Source organism: Clostridium sp. MCC353 (assembly GCF_018785315.1).
GTDB lineage: Bacteria > Bacillota > Clostridia > Lachnospirales > Lachnospiraceae > CHH4-2.
This window is the reverse complement of sequence record NZ_WQPN01000083.1, coordinates 15947-38953: the sequence shown is the minus strand read 5'-3', so window position 1 is coordinate 38953 and position 23007 is coordinate 15947. Positions and strand designations below refer to the sequence as shown.

The window sequence follows — 23007 nt, the reverse complement described above, 5'->3', positions numbered from 1 at the left end:
GAAGGGATTTTCGAAAAAGCCTTGAGGGTTTACTTTAAACCCTCAAGGCTTTTTCGAAAATCCCTTCACGCCTGATGTTAAAAATATACACTTACCGCATTCTCATAAAAGATTTTCTCTTTTTCCTCCGCGTTCACCAATTCATTCCCCTCCACAAACTCGATAAAATGCCGGTAACTGTCACGGGTCATGGCGGAGGGCATATCGCTTCCCCACATGAGCCGGTCCGCGCCGGCGATATCCAGGCCGCAGCGGACGTACTTTTGAGCGGTGGGATAGGGAAATGTCTCGGGTTTGCTGTTGAGGCAGAGGGCGGCGATGTCAAACCAAACATTGGGCAGGGCCAGCTTTTCCAAAGAGCGTTTCAGCAGGTCCCCGTCGCCCAGCTGCGGAGCCAGAAGGTGGCAGATGACAAACTTCATCTCCGGGTATTTTAAGACGGCATTTCTCAATGCATTGATCTGCCAGCAGTTGTTCCGGGGACGGCCGATGTCGATGACAAAGGTCAGGCCGTTTTTGGCTGCATGGCTGTAAACGTCGTGCATGACTTCCCCGTCCAGGTCTACGGTGGGGTGATAGCTCATTAGGCCGGAACCGCTGCTGACTTCAAATTTGATGATCTTAAAGCCCAGCTCCCCGAAGAGATGTTCCCGTATTTTGTCCTTTTCAGCGCAGAACGGGTCATAAGTGGCGGCTCCTGTAAAACGGTCCGGGTATTTCTTTATGGCTTCATAGGTATAGAGATTCTGAAAGCCAAAATAATTCCCCTGTAACAGCACGGCTTTTTCCACATCATGGGCGTCCATTACTTTTAAAAGGGCTTCCGGCGTGGCATTGTATTCCCCGATTTCCGGTGGGAACATGGGGAAGGATTCTCCCGTGGCGTAAATGGCCCGTCCGCCGCCGCAGGCCCGGAGTTCCCCCTGGGAACCGGTGCCTGCGATATATTGGACTACATGGGCATGTGCGTCGATAATTTTCATGGCGGCCTCCATGCCGGAATGTATTAGTTCCAGCCCTCAGGCAGATATTTTTTGGTATTTTCGATCATTTCATCAGCCAGCGCTTTCACATCTTCTTCAGATGCACGTCCCTTTACAAGGGGATCATTTAAAAATGCCTTGTAAACCAGCTCTTTATCACAGTCCAAAGCGGCTTTCAGCACAGTTTCATGATTTTCCACATGAGGTGTGATCAGCTCCAGAACTCCGGTTGGAATCTCGCCCGCGATCAGAGGTTTGATGGAATTACGGCTGAAAACTGCGTTGGTTTCCACAACTGCGCTTGATGGAAGGTTAGGAATCTGAAGGCCTGTGTTAGGGATATTTACATTGCTTACAATGCGGGTGAGGCCGCAGAGTGCTTTGATTAAGAGGATTCCCTCTTCTCCTGAAGGTTTCAGCTCGATCTGCTGTTCTCCGCTCACAAGGCGGGCGCTCTTAGCCAGACGCTCTTTTAAGTCGTTCTTTCTCCAGTCCACAGTGGTTAAGCCGAATTTCCAGCTTGTAACGGTCTCAGGATCTTTCAGGTATTCGTCTCCGGGCATGAACTCAGCCAGATGTCTGTCTCCGGCGGCGGCGATCAGGCCGTAGCGGCGGAACAGGTCGAATTTAACCCGGTGAGCGCAGCTGAATGTGCTGTTGGCCCAGTTTTTATCCGGCTCATTATAGCCTTCTTCATAATGGCTGTCTATGTACTCTTTGTAAACAGGGAATAAGTCGATTCCCTTGTAGGACGCCTGGTCAAACCATGTGAAATGGTTGATGCCCAGAACATTTACAAAAATATCGGCGCGGTTTACATCTTTTAAGCCGAAAGTCTCTTCACAGATTCCCTTTAATACTTTCTGGGTTCCGAACACTTCGTGGCAGCAGCCAAATGCCTTGATCTGCGGGAATACATGGTATAAGGTCTTAACGCATAATGTCATCGGGTTTGTATAGTTGATGACCCAGGCTTCAGGAGAATATTCTTTGATTGCGTTCGCGATGTCCACAAACATGGGGATGGTGCGGAGCGCGCGGATGATTCCGCCCGGGCCTGCAGTATCGCCTACGGACTGGTAAATGCCAAGGCGTTCAGGCAGATGCACATCGGACGCCATCTCATCAAATGTTCCCGGAAGGATGGAGATCACCACGAAATCAACCCCTGTCAGAGCTTCTTTGATGGTCTCACAAGTGGTATAGTTCCATTTTCCAGTGGTATCTTCCCTGGCGGTCAGGGCGTTTCCGATGATTTCATTGTGCTTTGCGGCTTCCGGATCGATGTCGTATAAACGGATGGTGCCGCTTAAAGAATCGTCCATGGATAAGTCGGTCATAAAAGTCCATGCCCAACCCCTTGAGCCGCCGCCGATATAGGCGATATTCACATCGGATACTTTGTTGTCTGCGTATTTCATATTAACCTCATTTCCGCCGCTTTGCCTGCGGCTTTTATTTTATTGTGGTGCTGACGGGGTGAATCTTTCCAGCAAATTTTCTCCCAGCACAGATTCTCTAGTAGCTATTTTACTATAATATAGTATAATAATCTTATAAAATATTGACTGCTTTTTATAAAATCGTACTTTTGGCTACAGACACAGGCGGAAGAGGGCATAAGTTGAAAAAGGATGGAGGAAGCTATGATTCAAAAAGTATATCTGGAAGAAATGGAAGGGTTCATGATCGAGCGGGTGACCCGGGACGAGGAATATTCCATGCAGTACCGCCATTTCCATGACAGCTATGAACTGTATTTTTTGATGGAAGGAGAACGGTATTATTTTATAGACAAAGAGACGTACCGGGTGGAAAAGGGGATGGTGGTGCTGGTGAAGAGAAACCAGATCCATAAAACCAGCATGGCCCAAAAATCCTACCACGACAGGATTCTGGTCCATTTGAGAGAAGAGATTTTCGATCCGTTTTTGAAAGCCAACGGCCTGTTCACCTTGGAAGCGCTGTTTGAAACGAATTACGGCGTGCTGGGAATCCGCCCGGAGGACTGGGAGCAGACCGTACAGCTTCTGACACAGATCCACCGGGAGCTGAAACGAAAGATGGGAAATTACCAGATGATGGTGAAAATGAAAATGGCTGAGATCCTGCTCCTCTTATACCGCAACCGGAAAACGGCTAAATTCGTTCAGGAAAGCCAGAAAGTGCTGACTGTAAAACACCAGAAGGTCCATGAAATCGCCGATTATCTGCTGAACCACTGCGAGACCAATGAAAACCTGGAAGAGCTGGCGGCCAGGTTCTATATCAGCAAATCCTATATCAGCCGCATTTTTAAAGAGGTCACAGGTTTTACCATCAATGAGTACCAGAATGTGAGCCGGGTGCAGCAGGCCAAACACCTGCTGCTTCACAGCGAATATTCTGTGACCGAGATTTCAGAGCGGCTGGGCTTTGAAAGCATCACTTATTTTGAACGGGTCTTTAAAAAATATGTGGATATGACCCCATTAAAATACAGGAAAAAAGGGACTTTTTAGGTGCCTCCGTTCATTTTTTTCGCGTAGGCGCTGGGGGTCATGCCCGTATTTTTCTTAAAGATCTGGCTGAAATACTGGGGATTGTTGCCGCAGCCCACCTGCTCGGCCACGTATTGGATTTTTTCCGAATCACAGCCGGTGAGAAGTTCTTTGGCCTTTTGTATCCGCAGTTCTGTCAAAAAATTGGAAAATTTGCTGCCCGTTTCCCGGATGAATTTTTTGCTCACATAGTCCACGTTCATATAGAGGTAATTTTCCGCAATCCATTTCAGGGTGAGATTGGGGTTGGATAAATGGTCGTTGACATAGGCGATGGTTTTGTCGATCAGGTCGCCGTGGCTGGATGGCTGGGCGGCGGCGTCTCTGAGCATTTCCCTCAGTTTTCCGGTCAGCAGGGAGCGGATGGCGGTAACGTCATGCATCTGGTTTAATTCCAGCATCAGTTCTGTGGCGACGATGGGAGAGCAGAGGGCCGAATTGGTGGAAAAACGGATCAGAATGTTGGAAACAAGCTGTTTTAAAAATTCCACATTGGTGATCCCGTTTAAGATATCGGTCAGCTCCCCAAACTCTCTGGTGTGTTCCGCATCCGCGGCTCCGGAAATGCCGACGCAGAGGTCTTCCACAATCTGGATCAGGTTTTTGTAATTGCAGGTGGGTACCGGGCGCGGGCCGTTCATGCAAAAGATCGTGCCGTAACGCCGGACTTTATTGAGAACCGTAGCCAATAAAAGATTCAGATTTTCATAAGAAATCCTCTTGTAAGAGAGGGCGACGGCCTGTTCCTCAAAATTAAGGCTGTCCAGCAGTTCTTCAAAGGCGGAATATTCTCTCTGGTAGCTCTGGAAAAACAGCAGCAGCGTATTGTGGACATAGATGCCGTGAAGAGGGATGCCGGGGGCATTTTTCCGGTGATGGATCTGAAGCTGTTCGAAACATTCGCTCAGGTTCTGTTCTTCCAGAAAATACAGATAATACAGTTCGTATCCCGTGGAAGAGAAATCCAGGAAACGGGAATAAGTATGGAAAATCCCGTCATATTCCCCGTCGGAAGCCACCCCTTCATTGATGATGCTGGTTATGATGCTGGTATGCAGATTGTCCAGCAGAAGCTTTTGCTGCTCCTGCATCCGGTGGGTGGCCCGCTTGTGGTAGCAGTCGTCGATCACTTCCTTTACGCTGGCAATGATCTGCTCTTCATTGCACGGCTTTAAAAGATAATGGCGCAGCCCGTATTTCATGGCCTCTTTGGCATAGCTGAATTCCCCGTAACCGGATAAAAGGATGAACTGGGTGTCCAGATCCGTCTGGGAAATCCTCTGGACCAGTTCCAGGCCGGACAGCCCCGGCATCTTGATGTCGGTCAGCACGATATCCGGGGATTCGTCCAATATCATATTGTAGGCTTCGATGCCGTCTTTGCAGACTCCTGCCAGTTCAATTCCAATGCTGTTCCAATCGATCAGATGGGAAATGGTTTCCCGGATAATCCGTTCATCGTCAGCGATGATTAATTTTAACATGATGTTGACCTCTTTTCTGAATCTTATTCTTTGGGGATCGTTACCATGGCCACTGCCAGGTCATCCTGATTGTACAAAGTCAGCCCGTATTCATCCCCAAATGTGAGCTTTAAGCGCTTATCGATGTTCAAAAGCCCGATTCCAAACCCGTGGGGCAGGATTTCATTGGTTTTCAATTTTTCCAGCAGGTTTTCTTCAAAAAGGGAGCCGCTGTTGGTCACATAGATGCGGAGCCGGTTTCCCTCGCAGGCCGCCGAGACGCAGATGGAGCATTCCTCTGTCATTTCTTCCAGGCCGTAGTGAATCGCATTTTCCACCAGAGGCTGTATGGTCAGCTTGGGGATGGTGGCCGCAAGAAGGCTGTCCGGGACCTGTACGGAAAATTCCAGCCGGTCCTCAAACCTGATTTTCTGTATGGTCATATAGCTTAAAACCAGTTCCAATTCCTGTTTCAGGGTAAAAATGCTCTCTTTTTTGTTTAATGTCACGCGGAGCAGGGCGCCCAGCGCTTCTACCATAGAAGATATCTCCGTCTCTCCGATGGCCTTGGCCCGCCAGTTGACGGATTCCAGGGTGTTGTAGAGAAAATGGGGGTTGATCTGGTTTTCCAGCGCCTTTAGCTGGGCTTCTTTTTTCAGCAGTTCATTGACATAGTTGACCTGGATCAAATGCTGAATCTTGTAGGCCATATGGTCGAACTGCCGGTGGAGCAGGCCCAGCTCGTCATTTCTGGCGCTGTAGTCGTAATCCACATTTGGGATGGTGGTTTCGTCTTTTCCAAAAGCTTTCATCTTATCCAGCAGTGTGTTGAAATGATAGACCACGGAATTGATCAGCCGCCTGGAAAGCAGCAGTGTAAAAATGACGCATAACAAAATGATGGAAATGCAGAGGAACTGGGACAGACGCAGGGCGGACGTCATGGCGTCGTAGGAAACCAGACAGATATAATCCCAGTCATAATCAGGAATCCGGCCTTTTACCGCAAAATAATTGTGGTTATTCAGATTCAGGATTTTATAGGAGCTGTCCAGGGCTGATTGAATGCTTACAGCCTCTTCCTCGGTAAAATTCTTGGAGTGATAGATCAGGTCATCTCCGTCAATCAGCAGATAGGAGGCATTTTCATATTGACTGCTGAACTCTGTGGCGGATTTCACCATGGCGTCGATGTCCACACAGACCAGCAGGGTTCCCAAATGATCCAGCCGGGTCTGTTTGATCCTGCGGATATCGCGGCCCAGGAACAGCCCGTATTGGTCGTTGTACCTGCTGATCCAGCAGACAGCTCCTTCCTTTGCTTCCGATTCCTGCACGAGCTTTTCATGGATCTGATCAGGAACCCGGTCAGAATAATATTTATTGGAATATGAGGTGAAATAATCATTATAGAGGTTTATGTAGGATAGATTATTGGCCTTAAAACTCTGGTAGTAATCGGGAATTACCGCATTCAGTTCCTGAAATGCCTGGGTCCTCTTGATGTAATCGTGGGAATCCTTAATGATGGACAGGTTGGACTGGATTCCGGCGTTGGAGAGGATCATATAAGACATGGTTTCGATGTTGTCCAGCCGGTTGGAGATGTCCGTCGCGGAATAGGACAGGGAACCGGCGATTGTATTATAAAGCAGTTTTTTATTGGAAGAAGATGTGATCTGTATGCCGATCAGCGCGGAGGCCGACAGCAGAATGATGCTGATTAAAGTGATGGAAAATATCTTTTTCTTCAGTGGAAGGTTGGAAACAGAGGTTTTGACGCGCTGCAGCATGAGCGATTCTTCCTTTCTGCCGTTTGGGCGTTTTCCATCTTCCTTCCGCGGGTCCGGTCATCCGCCGGGCGGTAAGGAACTGTGATGTTGTGTTTCAAATTATATATAATTTAAGAAGCAAATACAAGTTCACAGATAAAATGGTCGGTTTTTTCTAATTTGAACTCGGTTTTGTCCGATATACAAATGAAATGGCGGCATCTATAATAAAACTACATTGCAGCGAAACAAAATAACAAAATGGAGGATGTATTTATGAAGAAGAAAATGGCTTTAATCATGGCTGGTTTGATGGCAGTTGGATCATTGACGGCATGCGGCGGCGCGAAAACATCGGAAACACCGGCAGCCAGCCAGGCGGCATCGGCGGACGCAAAAGCTCCGGCAGATACAGGCAGCCAGGCGGCGGACGCAGGATCCCAGGCAGCAGGCGGCGATGCGGTGAACCTGACATTTTCCTGGTGGGGCAACCAGACCAGAAATGAAAGAACCCAGGCAGTTTTGGACATGTACACAGAACAGAATCCTAATGTTACCTTTGACGGACAGTTTGCCGAGTGGGCGGATTACTGGAACAAGCTGGCTACCGCTTCCGCAGGCCATTCCCTTCCTGATATCGTCCAGATGGACTACAAATATCTGGAACAGTATGTGAGCAATAATCTGTTGGTCGATCTGACGCCTTACATAGAGAGCGGAGTGATCGATGTGAGCAATGTGGACGAAGGCATTTTAAATTCAGGAAAAGTAGGAGACGGAATCTATGCTATCTGTAACGGCATTAATGCTCCGGCCCTTTTGTATAATAAAACCCTTTTGGATGAAAATGGAATCACCGTGAAAGACAATATGACAAAAGATGAATTCATCGCTCTTTGCCGTGAAATTAACGAAAAAACAGGATATAAGACAAACGTTGCATATAATAACGGCGACAACTTCATCGAGTACACCATGAGAGCCAACGGGGAAATTCTGTTCGAGAAGGACAAACTGGGTGTGGCGTCACCGGAATCTCTGGAAGCATTTTTCGATTATTATGAAACCGGCATGAAAGAGGGATGGCATGTAGATCCCAGCATCTTTGCTGAAAGAACCATCGGTTCTGTTGAACAGGATCCATTGGTATACGGCACAAGCCCTGAAACCATGTCCTGGTGTGCGCTCTACTATTCCAACCAGCTTACAGCCGTTATGAACGCGGCTCCGGAAGGAATGGAAATCGGCATGACCACATGGCCGTCATCTGACCCTGTAAAATCAGACTATCTGAAACCAAGCCAGTTCTTTGCAGTGACCGTGGACAGCAAGAATCCGGAAGAAGCGGCAAAAGTCCTTGACTTCGTTACCAATTCAGTAGAGTGCAACAATGTACTGTTAGGCGAGCGTGGAGTCCCGATTTCAAACGTGGTAGCCGATGCGATCTCGTCTCAGATGAGCGAAGGCGACCAGGAAGTGATCAGATACATCAATGAAGTGGTTACCCCTAATTCTTCCACCATCAACCCGCCTGCACCGGACGGAGCCAGCGAAGTATATGATCTGATCGACAAGCTGGAAGAGAGATTATGCTACGGTGAAATTACAGCTAAAGAAGCTGCTCAGGAATTATTTGAGCAGGGCAATAAGATTATGGCGCAGTAATTTGGGGCATATCAGAAGCTGACAGTGATAACGGAATCGTGAAAACGGCGAAGTTATAACGGTAAAATTTAAAATAGTTAACACCCTGCCTGGTATGAAGTGAATTTATACCAGGCAGGATTTTAAGAGCCAGTTTATGCGGGGAGAAGGAAAGACCATGAAGAATAAGAAAGAATTTAACCTCAGAAGTTTCCTGAATAAAGAGAGTTCGGCCGGTTTCGTATTTACTCTGCCATTTACCATAGGCTTTCTGTTGTTTATGGTTGTACCTATGGGAATATCGCTCTATTATTCATTTTGTGATTACAACATTCTGTCGCCGCCTGTATTTGCGGGACTGAAAAACTACATAAAGATGTTTACCGATGATAAAACGTTTTTTAAAACCATCGGAGTTACCTTTTATTTTGCATTAGTATCCGTACCGCTCCGCCTTGTTTTCGCACTGCTGGTGGCAATGATCCTTTTGAAAACCACAAAGGCGACCGGATTCTACCGCGCGGCCTACTACCTTCCGTCCATCATCGGCGGTTCCGTGGCCGTATCAATTCTCTGGAAACGAATGTTCGCAACAGACGGCGTTATCAATACTTTGCTGGGAGTGATCGGAATTCAAACCAGTTTTTCCTGGCTGGGCAATAAAAATACCGCCATCTGGACCTTGATTATATTGGCTGTCTGGCAGTTTGGTTCTTCCATGCTCATTTTCCTGTCCTCTTTAAAGCAGATTCCTGTCACCCTTTACGAGGCGGCAAGAGTGGACGGAGCCAACAAATTTTCACAGTTTTTTAAGATTACCCTTCCGCTTTTGACACCGACGATTTTCTTTAATCTGGTTATGCAGATGATTAACGGTTTCCTGGCATTTACCCAGTGTTTCATTATCACACAGGGAAAACCGATGAATTCCACGTTATTCTACACTGTTTATATGTACCAGCAGTCCTTTGAGTTCTACAACACCGGATACGGCGCGGCTCTGGCCTGGGTTATGCTGGCTATCATCGGTATGGTGACGGCAGTTCTGTTTGCAACGAAAAAATTCTGGGTTTATGATGAAGGAGTGTGATGACCGATGAAAGAAAAGAAAGTGGCTGGGAAAGTAATTTATCATATTCTGGTCTGCGGATTTGGAATTATCATGATCTATCCTTTGATCTGGATGATCATGAGCTCCTTTAAAGAGAGCAAAACCATATTTACCACGGCGGGAACCCTGATACCGGAACATTTTACATTGGCTAACTATGCGACGGGCTGGAAGGGATTCGCAAAAATCGGTTTTGGAACATTTTTTAAGAATTCGTTCTTTATCGCGGTTGTGGCCACTGTGGGCACGGTGATTTCTTCCGCGTTTGTGGCTTACGGGTTTGCCAGATGCAAGTTCCCGGGACGGAAAATCCTGTTTGTGGCAATGCTGTTATCCATGATGCTGCCGGCGCAGGTTCTCATGATCCCTCAGTATCTGTGGTATCAGAAATTAGGCTGGGTGGGAAGTTATCTGCCTTTAACCGTACCCTATTTCTTCGCAATCCAGGGATTTTTCGTGTACCTGATGATGAATTTCATCGAAGGGATTCCCAGGGAGCTGGACGAGGCGGCCAAGATCGACGGCTGCTCATATTACAGCATATTTTTGCGGATTATCGTTCCGTTAATCACACCTGCTTTGGTTACGGCGGGCATCTTCTCCTTTATGTGGAGATGGGATGATTTCCTTTCCGCATTGCTGTATATCAACGAATCGGCAAAATATCCGGTCAGCCTGGCGCTGAAACTGTTCTGTGATCCGGGCTCCTCTTCCGATTACGGCGCAATGTTCGCAATGGCTACGCTGTCCATACTTCCGGCAGTGCTGATCTTTATCTTCTTCCAGAAATATCTGGTGGAAGGAATCAGTACCTCTGGGTTAAAAGGGTAAATAGAATGAAAAAAGGTTTCCGGTACGCAGGGGTGCTCCGGGAACCTTTTTTTCTGTGGAGAGGTTTTTCAGCGGATTTTTATTGTTTGAGCTGTCTCAAATGCGCCTCAGGGCCAGTCCGATCAGCCGGTCAGCATGATCCGCCATAAAAAGAGGGATGTTCAGCACGTCGTCATCCAGTTTCAAATTGTCCAGGGAAAACCGGATGCGCAGTTTTACCGTATCGCCGAATAATTCTTTGAATTTTTTCAGGCTTCTGCCTGCGGTATTGGTCTCGGATTTTACTTCCACCGGGAAAATGTCGTTCTCCCGCTGTATCATAAAATCAACTTCATAAGGAGGATTGGTCTGGCTCCAATACCGCGGAGTGACTTCTAACTGGGTAAGCAGCGACTGCAGTACATAATTTTCGCTTAATGCCCCTTTAAATTCCGTAAAAAGGCGGTTGCCTTCGCCAAATGCGGACGGCGCAAGCATTGCCAGACGGCGTAGAAGCCCTACATCCACAAGATACAGTTTGAAAGCGGACAGATCGTCGTAAGCGGAAACCGGAAGTCCGGGTTTGCTGCTGCGGTATATTTTATGCACCAGTCTGGCGTCCACCAGCCATTGCAGAGCATCTCCATATTCTCTTGCCCTTGCCCCTTCTTTGACTGCCTTATAGATGAATTTTTTGTTTTCTCTGGCAAGCTGAGACGGGATTGATTTCCAAAGCATAGAAATCTTAGGAAATTCGCTGATATCGGGATGCTTGGCGAAGTCCCGTTCATAGGCGCCGATAATATTTGACAGGGTTTCCTGCATGGCGTTTATATCCCTCGCTTCTGTCCACATCAATACGGATTCCGGCATGCCGCCAGTCACATAATACATCTTCAGTTTCTCATACAGAGGATTGAAAAATGCATCCGGCAAGGGTTCTATTACATCGACCGTATTCAGATAGGCAGCCAGATTATCATCCCCGTTGGCCATAAGAAATTCCGTAAACGTCATGGGATCGATCTGCATGAAGTTAACCTTCCCAACCGGAAAAGAAGACGGTTTTGATAATGCGATTCCAAGCAGTGATCCTGCGCAGGCTATGTGATATTCCGGGGCGTTCTCACAGAAATATTTCATGGAGTTAATGACCTTGGGGCAGTCCTGCACTTCGTCGAAAATGATGAGGGTCTTTCCGGGGGAGATTTTTTGACCGCCGGCAAACATCAGGTTTTGAAGAATACGGTTCACATCTTTTGTGGTTTCAAAGAACTGCTTGTATTCTTCATGTTCATCGAAATTGAAGTAGGCGGTGTTTTCATAATACCGCCTTCCGAATTCTTTCAGCACCCATGTTTTACCAACCTGCCGGACGCCTTTTAGTATTAATGGTTTCCGATAAGATGAGTTTTTCCATTTTAATAACCGTTCCAGTATGAGCCGTTCCATATGATACAATCCCTCCCTTGTTCACATAATTATATATAAAAACTGTAAAATAATCACACTTTTATTATATACTATGTGAAGTGTGTTATTCAATAATTACTTTTCTGCCGTCTGAACTGTTATAGTATGGTAATACTGTGTTTCTGCAGAAATGGTATATGTCTCGTAACAGTTCAGATAGGTCTGCGCATTTATTGCGCGGACCGTACGAAACCATAGCGGTTGCAAGCATCCAGCCCCTCGCCGCAGGCGACTTTAATGGGCTGGATGCGTAACAGTTCAGACCTGTCTGAACTGTTACTATGTCTCTGCAGAAGAAATGGTAATATGTTTCCGCAGAAATTGACAGTTTTCCCTAAAAATGCTATACTCTGCACAACTTTATTAGTGTATTTGAAAAGCTTGCAACAATTCAAATAGGTCTGCACATTTACTGCGCGGACCGTACGAAACCATAGCGGCTGCAGGCATCCAGCCCCTCGCCGATATGACCATAAGCTTAAAACCGCGCCGCAAAAAGGGGGGAGACTGCCAGGCCATGCCGTCACTATACTTTGGAGAAATCAACGACCCGCAGAACCACACGGTTCTGAAAGAATACATCCATGAGATCAACCGTTTCCGCTTTAACTGGCATCCCCAGATGGAGTTGATGATCGTCACCTCCGGGAAACTGGAAGCCTATGTGGAAGGCAGCATTTATGAGATGGAAGAGGACGATGTGCTGCTCATCAATTCAAACCAGGGCCATGCCACCCTGCTAAAGGAGCCGGGAACCCAGGCCATGGTGCTGCATTTGGACCCCATTATATTTGAAGAGATATTGGAAGAGGATAAGAGCCTGAGGTTTACCTGCATTTCGGACCGCAGCACCAGATACCGGCCGGAATTCACCGAACTGCGCCGCCTGGCGGCCTGCATCATGGAGGAACTTTTAAAAGAAGAGGCGGCCGCGGCCTTCCGGGTGAGGGGATATGCATCGCTTTTGTCGGCCCAGCTTCTGGCCAAATTCCAGCCGGAGCAGGTGTCAAACAAGGGCCTCTCCCAGAATAAAAAGCAGGACAGGGCATTTCAGCAGATGGTCAAATACTCAGAGAAAAACTACAGTAAGAAAATCACCATGGATGATCTGTCGGAGCTGACCGGTTATAATAAAACCTATCTTTCCACTCTGTTTAAAAAGAGGATTGGCATCGGATACTATGAATATCTCACCAGAATCCGGCTGAGGCACGGGATTCATGAGATGAATAAAACGTCCAAAACCATCCTGGATATCGCATTGGATACCGGATTTGCGGATGTTAAGTCCTTTACCCTGGCATTTAAGAAATACTTCTTAAAAACGCCCAACCAATACCGGAGCGAGATCGAAGATGAAAAATCCCCGGTCATTGACGAGCTGGTCCGCCAGTTCATCCCCTGCCGGGACGAGAGGGCGTCGGCGAAGCTGAAGGAATACACAGGCTGTTATTTGGCTGAATCCAAACAGGACGAAGAGGCGGAAAATCGTATTTCGGACGGGAAGAATCAGGCTGTATTGGATCAGGTGGAAGAGTTTTACCGCCAGATCAAAAAAATTTTAAACTAGAAATCCAAGTATTTGTCCATGGGTAAATGCTTGGATTTTTTTGATGCTGAAAAAAGGACAAAATAACGAATTAGTCGAATTTATTATATATTATAATGGTAAAATACTTAGATATTAAAATAATAGTGAATAAAAATTACGGAATTATTTTACATAACCTATATAGAACGCACAAATAAAAGAATAGATGGAATTTCCGCCTTTTGCTATACTCAAGAAAAGTTGAAAGGAGAAATGTGAGGATGAAGATAACGGATCTGGAGCTGATTCCCGCGGACAAATATCTGTTCCTTAAAATCCATACGGACGAAGGAATAACGGGAATCGGCGAAGTGGGAATCTGGGGATATCTGGACGCCGCGGCAGCGGTTATAGAAAAAGTGAAAAAATATCTGATCGGTGAAAATCCCATGAAAACCGAACATATCTGGCAGTTTTTATACCGCTGTCTTTATTTCCGGGGGTCTGTAATCATGAGCGCTCTGTCTGCTGTGGACATCGCCCTGTGGGATATCAAAGGAAAATACTTAAATGTGCCGGTATATGAGCTGTTAGGGGGACAATGCAGGGACCGGGTGAGAACCTACGCCCCGGTTTTCCGCTACACGGCGGATGAAATGGCTGAGGGGTGCAGGGAACTGAAAGAAAAAGGCTTTACGGCCGCCCGTCTGATCATACCCGATCTGTCGGCGCCGATGACCATGAAAGAGCCTGTGATCTATGCAAAAAAGGTGGAAACGGAGATCGAAAAGGTGAGACGGTGCCGTGAGGCGGTGGGCAGCGGATTTGACCTCTGCATAGAGGTACACCGTTCTATGACAGCGGCGGAGGCGGTTTCATTTGTAAAAGGCGTGGAACCCTGTTTTCCGTATTTTGTGGAAGATCCCATTGCGCCGGACAATGCAAAAGCGATGGCTCAGGTGGCCGGAGCCGCTTCCGTACCCATCACTACCGGGGAAAGGGCGGTCAATCTTCAGGAGATGGAGGAATTGATCACCGTCGGCGGGGCCAGGTATGTGCGGCCGGATGTGTGCGCTTTGGGCGGCTTGACTGTGGCTAAGAAGGCCGCGGCCATAGCAGAAATGCATTATGTGGGAATCGTTCCCCACAATCCGCTGGGGCCTGTTTCAACTGCGGCCTGTCTCCAGTTAGACGCATGTATCCCGAATTTTGCAATTCAGGAATTTCCGTCATTTAACATGGACGGAAAAGAAGACGGCATGATAAAAGAACCGCTTTTGGTGGAAGACGGGCATATCCTGATTCCGGACAGGCCGGGGATCGGAATCGAACTTGTGGACGATATCCGTCAAAGATTTCCGGCGAAGCCCAGGGATCTGACCGCAGTGATCGCTTATGACGGTTCGGTTTTGGACCGTTAGGTATTTAGACTATTAGGTTTTTAGAATGTTAGGGGTAAATTACATATATTTAAGGGGGTAAAGATTTATGAATCCAATGACGATTACATTGATTATACTGGTGCTGGCGATTGTTCTGTATGCAAGTGAGAAAATACCTTTGGCGTTGACGTCTGTTTTAATTGTGGTATCTTTGTCTCTGACCAAAGTTTTGAGCGCATCGGAGGCCCTGGGTGGATTTTCCAATACGACGGTGGTGCTGTTTGCGGCTATTTTTGTGCTGGGCGGAGCGTTGGAAAAGACCAGCGTGTCTAAGAAAATCGGAGATATTTTGTACAAATACAGCAATAACGAAAGAATGCTCATTACGGCGACCATAGGGGTTACAGCAGTATTTTCCGCATTTTTGTCCAATACGGCTGTAGCGGCGATTCTGCTCCCCATTATTCTCAGCATTTGCAGCAGCGTGAACATAAGCAGGAGTAAACTCCTTCTTCCCATGGCCACAGGAGCCGTGATCGGAGGCGGAATCACCCTGATCGGAGGGCCGGGCAATGCGTTTGTGGTGACTTCTTTAGAAGACCTGGGAACGGGACAGACCTATACATTCTTTGATTTTACGGTTGTAGGCCTGCCCATAGCAATTTTGGCCGTGCTCTATGTATTTTTTATCGGCTGGAAACTGCTGCCGGACTATAAACTGGATGAAATGGAGATCAAGGCGGAGAAAGGCAAAGCCGGTTCTCTGACGGCAGGAAAGGAAAAACTGGCCTATTTGATTATCGTGCTCACAATTCTGGGCCTGATCTTCAGTGCTCAAATCGGCTACGCCACATGGCTGATTGCCATGGTGGGAGCGGTGCTCTTAGTGCTGACCGGAGTTCTGAGCGAAAAAGAAGCCCTGGATTCCATCAGCTGGAAAACTTTAATCATGTTTGCAGGTGTTCTTCCGCTGACAACTGCCCTTAAAAATACGGGCGGAGCCGATCTGATCGCATCGGGCATTACTGCGGTCCTGGGAGATTCTACCAATGTGTTCCTGATTACGGCTGTTATGTTTGGATTGTCGGCCGTAGTGACACAGTTTATGTCCAATACAGCTACTTTGGCTCTCTTATGTCCGCTGGCCGGTATCATCGCCCAGTCAATCGGGGCCGATCCCAGGTCGCTGATAATGGCTGCGGCTTCCGGTGCGGCACTGTCTATCTGTACTCCGATTGGGGCTCCGCCTCAGGCTTTGATTTACGGGCCGGGCGGGTATAAATTCATGGACTACATTAAATTCGCGGCGCCGATTGTGGTGATCTGTTTCCTGTTCGCCACATTCTATCTTCCGGTGGTGTGGCCTTATTATTAAAATAGGGGGAATCTTTATTTGATGAATTGGCGGGAGTTACGCCGTGAAGAAGGGGAATCCGGTCCCGGGGCCCGGGCGTCAGAGAACAGGAGATCGGGTTCTGCCCCTAAGAGATACTAAAGCCTTCAAGGGCGAAAAAAGACAGGGCGGTGCCCATTCGATGCGAACTCTTTATGGACTTCACATCTCAGCGGGCACCTCAGAAACTGATTCGGTTATCAGTTTCTGCCTGTCTTTTTTCGTCCTTGAAGGCTAAGTATCTCTAAGGGGCTCCACACGACCTCCTGTTCCCTGACACCCGGGCCTTGGGACCGGATTCCATTGGCTGGATAAAATAATTTTAGGAACAGATTTATAATTCCTCTGACTGCCTTCATAAACTTTCAGCTTTTTATACAGTAGTACCCCTCCTTGTCAATAGATAGTTAAATGCTACATTTGTGTGTCTGTTTTATTGCTGTCTCACTTTTACAACCGATAAGCCATCAGTTTTGGGATAAACTAAAGTGCATATTATGATACAAAAGGTAGGGAAATCATATGCCAAAGCCACGAACCAAAACAGGCGAGAAAAATCTAATCAGTTCGCGCTTGAAAGAACTTAGAGAATTGCATGGGCTGTCACAACGGGATTTAGCCCGTGCATTACAGTTATCTGGTACTGATATGGATAAGAATGTCATTACCCGTATCGAAACCAACAAAAGATATGTCACAGATTTAGAACTGAAAGCATTATCAGAATTATTCCATGTCAGCTATGATTACTTGATTGACGGAGAGGAAAAGAAAACGCCATAGTCGTACATTTTCATTGATAAATGTTTGCCTATATCTATTAAGTTACTGATAATAAATTCCACGTCTTTGTCCTCATCAACGCCCAGACGTTCACAAATTCTACGGTTGGCATTATAGACTTCCTCATATGCCTTGTCGCAAAATTTTCCTTCTTCATATTCGTTTGCTACAAATTGGCTTTCTTGAATTGGGTAATGTTCTAAATCGAAAGCTCCAATCATTAGGTGATAAATCTTTTCTTTGAATTTTTCAGTGTCGTTACTCATGCTATCTCCTCTTTGTCTCACTTTTAAAATCGATTATAGTTCATTCTCATTATAAAATCAATAGAGTTGGTGCAAAATGTGATACACACTTTCCGGTGATAGAGGGAGAGAATTAGATGGCAAAGATACTTGGCTGATATAGAGCTAAAAGGAATCTGTGAAGTGCTCAAAGTCAGTTCTGATGTTCTAATTGATATCCAGAGGTGAGTTTTATGTTTGCTGCAATAAACATGGGCTTATAAAAAAAATAGGGCGTGATTTTCAGCAGATAGAGATACAAACGCAGTTTCTCCTCCATTTTCCTGCGTAACGTTCTCAGTTTATTCAGTTATCCCGGTCCACAGTGAAAATAACAGCGAATCGTAATTAAAAAGTAAAGTAAGTGACATGAAGATATGGTATTGTTTGTATACGGAGATAAAAGAAACGGAAACCTGTTTATGTGATTGCCCAACGCTTAAAAATGGAGGTTTTGCACATGAAAAAAAGCTGGAAAAAAATGATGCTGTGTATGGTAATGACTACTGCTTTTCTGACAGGATGCGGTGAGCCCAGCGGCACGGGGGTGTCGGAAACTCCGACTGCATCAATGGAAGAAGCCCGGACGGATTCCGTAAAATTTGAGGAAACTCAAAAACCGGAACCGGAAAAAGGAACAGCTTATGAAGCGGATGAAAAGCTGGAAAATAACGAAAAGACGGAAAATAATGAAATGCTGGAAAATGATGAAATTGCGGAAAATGATGTACCATATAAAACCTATTATCTGCAGTCCGGTGAGCAAAGTGCGCCGGTGCCCGGATTGACCCTTTATGAGGACGGCCATTTCAGCTTTTCTTATGATATCCTCAGCTCTTACCTCAATTACGGCACCTACCAGATGGAAGACGGAATACTGACGGCTGTTACGAATGACGGCCTTTATCATTTTGTTTTCAAAGAAGAGGACGGACAGTATCTCTTTGTGAAGGGGGAATCCTCAGAAGTTACTCTCACAGACCCCAGAGTCGGCATTGAAGTGACGGACGGGGCGGTATTTGCGTGGAAGGAACAGAAGATGACTGCAGTTGTAAAGGAAGTAGGAGAGGATTATTTTCTGGTATCTTCCCGAACGGATGAAATGCCGGGAGTTTATGAGGTCTACTTCGGAGAAACAGATGAGAGCAGCGTGAAAGGCGGCGATGAAATTGAAATTGTATGGGACCGGCCGTTAGCAGAAGGGAATCATATCTATGCAAAAAGTGTAACCCTGGTTCCGGAACATAGTGAAAGTTCAAACGGCTCATCCTCTTGACCCCAAAAAAACGGTCAAGAAGCTGCCAAATTGATGTAACAGTTCAGATAGGTCTGCGCATTTACTGCGCGGACCGTACGAAAATATAGTGGTTGCAGGCATCCAGCCCCTCGCCGAAGGCGACTTTAATGGGCTGGATGCGTAACAGTTCAGACAGGTCTGAACTGTTACCTATTGTTGTAAAAATGGATCCGTTACCATTTACTTCCCTTGAGTTTCCTTCCTGTCTGCGGTATACTTGGAAAGAAAAATTGATATAATAAAGCTGTTTCAGGAAGGATTAACATGGAATTTGAATACGAAGAATCCGGCGGACAGATACGGATCATAAAGTGTCTGACAGAGGACACTGTTGTGACAATTCCTGAGACGATAGACGGAAAAATCGTCAGTGAACTTGGAAAATACGCGCTGTCCGGCCATAAATTAAAGACGCTGCAGCTTCCGGCCGGGATCAGAAAGATCGGGGCCTATGCGTTGTATAACTGCGGCAATTTGAAAAATATATCATTTTACAGCACCATAGAAGATATCGGGGCAGGGGTATTTACCGGATGTACAGCGGTGGAAGTTCTGGACGTGACAGTGGTGCCCGGCCAGAAATCCTGTTTGAAAGAGGTGCTGTTTGAACTCAGACAGACCTTATATGTGAGATATCACGGCCAGCAGGAGGCCCGCCTGATATTCACTGAATTTTACGAAGAATCCATAGAAAATACGCCTGCCAGGATTACGGGAAACCAGACCCATGGCTGCGGACACCGTTACCGCTACTGTTTTCAGAATACGGAATTCCAGTTCCGGGATTACGATTCCCTGTTCCCTCATTTGAAGGTGCAGGAGGCGGAGGAACTGACGGTGGATGTGGTGATGGGGCGTCTTATGTACCCTTTGGGCCTGACGATGGAACACAAAGGGGCATATGAGGCTTATCTTTCTGAGCACATGGTAACCGCCGGCAGGATTGCGGCCAGGCGGGAGTGGCCGGGCGATTCTCTGATGGAGCGGCTCATTTGGTTTACACAAAACTATGTCAGGGACGTTAAAATTGCCGAAATGATGACAGAAGAAGCCAGGCGGACGGGAAATGCCGGGGCCACCAGTTATTTGATGGATTTTAGCCACACCAGATTCGCCGGTAAAAGAACTGTGAGAAGGAAGTTTGAATTATGATCGATCCAACCAGACACAGACAGCTTGAGGAACTGAATGAAGTGGAACTGTGCACTCAGATTTTGAGCGCAGCGAGGAATGAACTGTATTTGAATATGCGCTTTTTGGATGTATCCCTCAGTTCTCTGGGATTTGAAGCAGATCCGGGGTGCAGGGGGATGGGAACGGACGGCTGGGTTATTTACTACAATCCGGCGTATTTGTTTGAGTTGTTCAGGAAGGGACGGGTGCAGGTCAACAGAACTTACCTGCATTTGGTGCTTCACTGCCTCTTCTGCCATATGTACCATGCCCGGTTGATTGCAGGCGCTGAAAATCAGGAGGAACAACCGGATGAAACAAAGCCGGGCAGGATGGATTACTGGGATCTGGCATGTGACATTGCCATGGAATCGGTGATCGATGATCTATATAAGAAATGCATCCATGTGCCGCCGTCTCCCCTGCGGAGAGAGACTTATCTCAGGTTTCGGAAGCGGTTAAAAGTACTGACGGCCGAAGGCATTTATAAGGAACTTTTAAAAATGAATCCGCCGGAAAAGTATTACAAAAGCCTGGTGAAGGAATTTCGCTTCGACGACCATTCCTACTGGCTGGAGGAAGAACCGCCCCAAAGCCGGATTCAGAGACAGAACCAGTGGAACGATAACCGTGAAAAAATGCAGACGGAAATGGAGACGCTGGGAAACCAGGAGGCGGAAGATTCCAGAAGCCTTATGGACCAGGTTCAGGTGGAAAACAGGGAACGGTATGATTATAAGCAGTTTCTCAGGAAATTTTCGGTGCTGAAGGAAGAAATGCAGGTGGATGAGGATTCCTTTGACTATGTATTTTACACTTACGGCCTTTCCATGTACGGAAATATGCCTTTAATCGAGCCCCTAGAGTCTAAGGAAGTCTACAGAATTGAAGATTTTGTGATCGTGATTGATACATCCATGTCCTGTTCCGGGGAGCTGGTGTTAAAGTTTCTGGAGGAAACCTATTCTGTTTTGTGTGAATCGGAAAGCTACTTCAGGAAGATCAACATCCACATCATCCAGTGCGACGACAAGATCCAGTCCGACCAGGTGATAACCAGCAGGGAAGAGATGGATGCATATAGAAAAGAGTTCACGGTCAAGGGAAAGGGCGGAACTGATTTCAGGCCGGCCTTTGAATATGTGAACCGGCTGATGGCGCTTGGAAGGTTTAAAAGCCTTAGAGGGCTGATCTATTTTACAGACGGACAGGGCATTTATCCGGTGAAAAAGCCGGTTTATGATACGGCGTTTGTATTTGTCCAGGATCATTACTCCGATGTTTCGGTGCCCGCATGGGCCATTAAGCTGATTCTGGATATTGACGATATTGGAAGGATTGAAAAGGATAAATGAACATAAAGCGTGCGAAAGCAGAAATAAAAAACACCATAGAAGCATATCTGTTAAAGGATGAATACGGAGAATACGCAATTCCGTCCATCCGCCAGCGTCCGGTGCTGTTAATCGGGCCGCCGGGGGTGGGAAAGACCCAGATCATGGAGCAGATCGCCCAGGAGTGCCAGATCGGCCTGGTGGCCTATACCATTACCCATCATACCAGGCAGAGCGCCATTGGCCTGCCCATGATTGAAAAAAAGACCTATGGCGGCAGGGAATATGCCGTTACGGAATACACCATGAGTGAAATTGTGGCTTCCATTTATGATATGATTGAAAGAACCGGCTTGCAGGAAGGAATCCTGTTTATTGATGAGATCAACTGCGTGTCTGAAACCTTAGCGCCCACCATGCTTCAGTTTTTACAGTGCAAGACATTTGGAAATCACGCCATTCCTGAGGGATGGATGATTGTGGCGGCAGGAAATCCGCCGGAATTTAATAAATCTGTGCGGGATTTTGACATTGTCACCCTGGACCGGATCAAGATGATCCATGTAGAAGCGGATTTTGAGGTTTGGAAGGAATACGCTTACCAAGTGAAAATACATCCCGCGGTCATTTCCTATTTAGCGGTGAAGAAGCAGTATTTCTGCCAGATTGAAACCACAGTGGACGGGCCGGTATTTGCCACGCCCAGAGGCTGGGAAGATTTGTCGCGGCTGATCGAAGTATATGAGAAGATAAAGAAACCTGTGGACCGGGATGTGGTGTTCCAATACATCCAGCATGGAAAGATCGCCCGTGATTTTGCCAATTACCTGGAACTCTATTATAAATACCAGAATGATTATCAGGTGGACGAAATCCTCTCGGGAGTGATCAATGAAGCGGTCTGCGATAAACTGGCAAAAGCGCCCTTTGATGAACGGCTGAGTGTAATCGGGCTTCTGCTGTCCAGGCTGGGTCGGCAGTTCTATGAAATCCAGGAAAAGGAACAGTTTATGGAGCTTCTCATGAAATATCTGCGAAAGTTCAGCCAACTGCCGGATATTCTTACCGGGTCGGACGGGGCCCAAACGCTGTTTGAAACCTTAACCGTGGAATTGAAAGAAAAACGCCGGGAAAAGAAGGCGGCAAAGCTTTTATCCCGGAAGGAAGATCACAAGTATCTTTCTGTGATTGACAAGATGGAAGAGTATCTGCAGCTTTTTCGGGCCGAACATATTGACGGCGGAAAAGAGGCATGGGAAAGGCTGCGCCAGGCATTTGGGCAGGAGAGCGACCGGTATGAAGAGATGTCCGCAGAAGGCGGACAGATGCTTGAAAATGCCTTTAACTTTATGGAAGCGGCTTTTGGGGAAAGCCAGGAAATGGTGATCTTCATTACGGAGCTGAACACCAATTATTACAGTGTGCATTTCCTCCAGTCCTATGACTGTGAACGCTATTACCAGTACAATAAAAACCTGCTGTTCGACCGGCAGGAGGCGGAAATTCTGAATAAAATAGGGAATTAATCTCCGATTTATGTATAAATCTCCATTTCTGGTTCATAATAGCCATATGAACTCCATAACTCCAAACCATGTTATGGGTCGCTCATGAAAAGGAGGCAGAAATATATGGGAAACAGAGCAATTGATTGTACAGCATTGACAATTGCAATTATCGGAGCGATTAACTGGGGCTTAATAGGCCTGTTCCGTTTCAACCTGGTATCATTCCTTTTAGGAGACATGACCTGGCTGTCCAGAATTGTCTATGGCCTGGTAGGACTGAGTGGTCTGTATCTTATCACGTTTTACAGCCAGGCTCACCAGCCGTCAACACCAGTATAATTGTAAAAATGTGCAGAAACCGGTTTTTGAGGAAATGTCCTTTGAAACCGGTTTTTTCTAATTTATTGGGGGAGAGCGTGGGGGGATTTTACATAGGGGGGTGACCTAGGGGGTGAAGGGATTTTCGAAAAAGCCTTGGCGTTTTACATTAAAGGGCGAAGGGATTTTGGAAAAAGCCTTGGCGGTT

At 46.7% G+C, this 23007-nt stretch carries 19 protein-coding genes; 13 read left to right on the top strand and 6 right to left on the bottom strand.

What is annotated here, in order from left to right:
• Positions 1 to 77: 77 nt before the first annotated feature.
• Entirely contained in the window at positions 78 to 983 is a 906-nt protein-coding gene (locus GPL15_RS15545; protein ID WP_252198455.1) for an amidohydrolase family protein, read from the bottom strand.
• A 23-nt stretch (positions 984 to 1006) separates the two neighbouring features.
• Positions 1007 to 2404, bottom strand: a complete 1398-nt coding sequence (locus GPL15_RS15540) for an alpha-glucosidase/alpha-galactosidase (RefSeq protein ID WP_215699599.1) — start codon at positions 2402 to 2404, stop codon at positions 1007 to 1009.
• 225 nt (positions 2405 to 2629) lie between these two features.
• Here GPL15_RS15540 and GPL15_RS15535 point away from each other — a divergent pair, with 225 nt between their 5' ends.
• Positions 2630 to 3484, top strand: a complete 855-nt coding sequence (locus GPL15_RS15535; protein WP_215699598.1) for an AraC family transcriptional regulator — start codon at positions 2630 to 2632, stop codon at positions 3482 to 3484.
• On the opposite strand, the gene GPL15_RS15530 is transcribed toward GPL15_RS15535, so the two are convergent.
• On the bottom strand, positions 3481 to 5007 hold the full coding sequence (locus tag GPL15_RS15530; protein ID WP_215699597.1) for a response regulator: 1527 nt from the start codon (positions 5005 to 5007) through the stop codon (positions 3481 to 3483). The genes GPL15_RS15535 and GPL15_RS15530 overlap by 4 nt on opposite strands.
• Before the next feature lie 23 nt (positions 5008 to 5030).
• Entirely contained in the window at positions 5031 to 6779 is a 1749-nt protein-coding gene (locus GPL15_RS15525) for a sensor histidine kinase (RefSeq protein ID WP_215699596.1), read from the bottom strand.
• A 255-nt stretch (positions 6780 to 7034) separates the two neighbouring features.
• On the opposite strand from GPL15_RS15525, the gene GPL15_RS15520 reads away from it, so the two are divergent.
• The 3 genes from GPL15_RS15520 to GPL15_RS15510 all read left to right on the top strand — a co-directional run bounded on the left by GPL15_RS15520 (position 7035) and on the right by GPL15_RS15510 (position 10344).
• On the top strand, positions 7035 to 8423 hold the full coding sequence (locus GPL15_RS15520; RefSeq protein ID WP_215699595.1) for an extracellular solute-binding protein: 1389 nt from the start codon (positions 7035 to 7037) through the stop codon (positions 8421 to 8423).
• Positions 8424 to 8580: 157 nt separating this feature from the next.
• Positions 8581 to 9492: a sugar ABC transporter permease gene (locus tag GPL15_RS15515; RefSeq protein WP_215699594.1), complete on the top strand. Its 912-nt coding sequence runs from the start codon at positions 8581 to 8583 to the stop codon at positions 9490 to 9492.
• Positions 9493 to 9498: 6 nt separating this feature from the next.
• Positions 9499 to 10344: a carbohydrate ABC transporter permease gene (locus GPL15_RS15510; protein ID WP_215699593.1), complete on the top strand. Its 846-nt coding sequence runs from the start codon at positions 9499 to 9501 to the stop codon at positions 10342 to 10344.
• Positions 10345 to 10440: 96 nt separating this feature from the next.
• Here the strand turns inward: GPL15_RS15510 and GPL15_RS15505 are convergent, their stop codons facing one another.
• On the bottom strand, positions 10441 to 11775 hold the full coding sequence (locus GPL15_RS15505) for an ATP-binding protein (RefSeq protein WP_215699592.1): 1335 nt from the start codon (positions 11773 to 11775) through the stop codon (positions 10441 to 10443).
• Positions 11776 to 12313: 538 nt separating this feature from the next.
• On the opposite strand from GPL15_RS15505, the gene GPL15_RS15500 reads away from it, so the two are divergent.
• From GPL15_RS15500 to GPL15_RS15485, 4 genes are all read left to right on the top strand, one after another.
• A complete protein-coding gene (locus tag GPL15_RS15500; protein ID WP_215699591.1) occupies positions 12314 to 13366 on the top strand; it encodes an AraC family transcriptional regulator in 1053 nt (350 codons plus the stop codon).
• Positions 13367 to 13608: 242 nt separating this feature from the next.
• A complete protein-coding gene (locus GPL15_RS15495; RefSeq protein WP_215699590.1) occupies positions 13609 to 14748 on the top strand; it encodes a mandelate racemase/muconate lactonizing enzyme family protein in 1140 nt (379 codons plus the stop codon).
• 67 nt (positions 14749 to 14815) lie between these two features.
• Complete coding sequence (locus tag GPL15_RS15490; RefSeq protein WP_215699589.1) at positions 14816 to 16084, top strand: SLC13 family permease; 1269 nt, start codon at positions 14816 to 14818, stop codon at positions 16082 to 16084.
• A gap of 540 nt (positions 16085 to 16624) precedes the next feature.
• On the top strand, positions 16625 to 16885 hold the full coding sequence (locus GPL15_RS15485; protein ID WP_215699588.1) for a helix-turn-helix transcriptional regulator: 261 nt from the start codon (positions 16625 to 16627) through the stop codon (positions 16883 to 16885).
• Here the strand turns inward: GPL15_RS15485 and GPL15_RS15480 are convergent.
• Positions 16849 to 17151 (bottom strand): hypothetical protein, encoded by a 303-nt coding sequence (locus GPL15_RS15480; RefSeq protein ID WP_215699587.1) that lies wholly within the window; start codon positions 17149 to 17151, stop codon positions 16849 to 16851. The genes GPL15_RS15485 and GPL15_RS15480 overlap by 37 nt on opposite strands.
• 478 nt (positions 17152 to 17629) lie before the next feature.
• Between GPL15_RS15480 and GPL15_RS15475 the strand changes: the two genes are divergently transcribed.
• From GPL15_RS15475 to GPL15_RS15455, 5 genes are all read left to right on the top strand, one after another.
• Entirely contained in the window at positions 17630 to 18445 is an 816-nt protein-coding gene (locus GPL15_RS15475) for a hypothetical protein (protein WP_215699586.1), read from the top strand.
• A gap of 285 nt (positions 18446 to 18730) precedes the next feature.
• Entirely contained in the window at positions 18731 to 19618 is an 888-nt protein-coding gene (locus tag GPL15_RS15470) for a leucine-rich repeat domain-containing protein (protein WP_215699585.1), read from the top strand.
• Positions 19615 to 20994, top strand: a complete 1380-nt coding sequence (locus GPL15_RS15465) for a VWA-like domain-containing protein (protein WP_215699584.1) — start codon at positions 19615 to 19617, stop codon at positions 20992 to 20994. Before GPL15_RS15470 ends, GPL15_RS15465 begins: the two co-directional genes overlap by 4 nt.
• Positions 20991 to 22499, top strand: a complete 1509-nt coding sequence (locus tag GPL15_RS15460) for an AAA family ATPase (RefSeq protein WP_215699583.1) — start codon at positions 20991 to 20993, stop codon at positions 22497 to 22499. The genes GPL15_RS15465 and GPL15_RS15460 overlap by 4 nt, the downstream gene beginning before the upstream one ends.
• 105 nt (positions 22500 to 22604) lie before the next feature.
• Positions 22605 to 22820: a DUF378 domain-containing protein gene (locus GPL15_RS15455; RefSeq protein ID WP_215699582.1), complete on the top strand. Its 216-nt coding sequence runs from the start codon at positions 22605 to 22607 to the stop codon at positions 22818 to 22820.
• Positions 22821 to 23007: the final 187 nt, after the last annotated feature.

What these genes read in the sequence shown, in the direction of transcription:
- GPL15_RS15545 (WP_252198455.1), bottom strand. Translation starts at nt 983, where the DNA reads ATGAAAATTATCGACGCACATGCCCATGTAGTCCAATATATCGCAGGC.
- GPL15_RS15540 (WP_215699599.1), bottom strand. Translation starts at nt 2,404, where the DNA reads ATGAAATACGCAGACAACAAAGTATCCGATGTGAATATCGCCTATATC.
- GPL15_RS15535 (WP_215699598.1), top strand. Translation starts at nt 2,630, where the DNA reads ATGATTCAAAAAGTATATCTGGAAGAAATGGAAGGGTTCATGATCGAG.
- GPL15_RS15530 (WP_215699597.1), bottom strand. Translation starts at nt 5,007, where the DNA reads ATGTTAAAATTAATCATCGCTGACGATGAACGGATTATCCGGGAAACC.
- GPL15_RS15525 (WP_215699596.1), bottom strand. Translation starts at nt 6,779, where the DNA reads ATGCTGCAGCGCGTCAAAACCTCTGTTTCCAACCTTCCACTGAAGAAA.
- GPL15_RS15520 (WP_215699595.1), top strand. Translation starts at nt 7,035, where the DNA reads ATGAAGAAGAAAATGGCTTTAATCATGGCTGGTTTGATGGCAGTTGGA.
- GPL15_RS15515 (WP_215699594.1), top strand. Translation starts at nt 8,581, where the DNA reads ATGAAGAATAAGAAAGAATTTAACCTCAGAAGTTTCCTGAATAAAGAG.
- GPL15_RS15510 (WP_215699593.1), top strand. Translation starts at nt 9,499, where the DNA reads ATGAAAGAAAAGAAAGTGGCTGGGAAAGTAATTTATCATATTCTGGTC.
- GPL15_RS15505 (WP_215699592.1), bottom strand. Translation starts at nt 11,775, where the DNA reads ATGGAACGGCTCATACTGGAACGGTTATTAAAATGGAAAAACTCATCT.
- GPL15_RS15500 (WP_215699591.1), top strand. Translation starts at nt 12,314, where the DNA reads ATGCCGTCACTATACTTTGGAGAAATCAACGACCCGCAGAACCACACG.
- GPL15_RS15495 (WP_215699590.1), top strand. Translation starts at nt 13,609, where the DNA reads ATGAAGATAACGGATCTGGAGCTGATTCCCGCGGACAAATATCTGTTC.
- GPL15_RS15490 (WP_215699589.1), top strand. Translation starts at nt 14,816, where the DNA reads ATGAATCCAATGACGATTACATTGATTATACTGGTGCTGGCGATTGTT.
- GPL15_RS15485 (WP_215699588.1), top strand. Translation starts at nt 16,625, where the DNA reads ATGCCAAAGCCACGAACCAAAACAGGCGAGAAAAATCTAATCAGTTCG.
- GPL15_RS15480 (WP_215699587.1), bottom strand. Translation starts at nt 17,151, where the DNA reads ATGAGTAACGACACTGAAAAATTCAAAGAAAAGATTTATCACCTAATG.
- GPL15_RS15475 (WP_215699586.1), top strand. Translation starts at nt 17,630, where the DNA reads ATGAAAAAAAGCTGGAAAAAAATGATGCTGTGTATGGTAATGACTACT.
- GPL15_RS15470 (WP_215699585.1), top strand. Translation starts at nt 18,731, where the DNA reads ATGGAATTTGAATACGAAGAATCCGGCGGACAGATACGGATCATAAAG.
- GPL15_RS15465 (WP_215699584.1), top strand. Translation starts at nt 19,615, where the DNA reads ATGATCGATCCAACCAGACACAGACAGCTTGAGGAACTGAATGAAGTG.
- GPL15_RS15460 (WP_215699583.1), top strand. Translation starts at nt 20,991, where the DNA reads ATGAACATAAAGCGTGCGAAAGCAGAAATAAAAAACACCATAGAAGCA.
- GPL15_RS15455 (WP_215699582.1), top strand. Translation starts at nt 22,605, where the DNA reads ATGGGAAACAGAGCAATTGATTGTACAGCATTGACAATTGCAATTATC.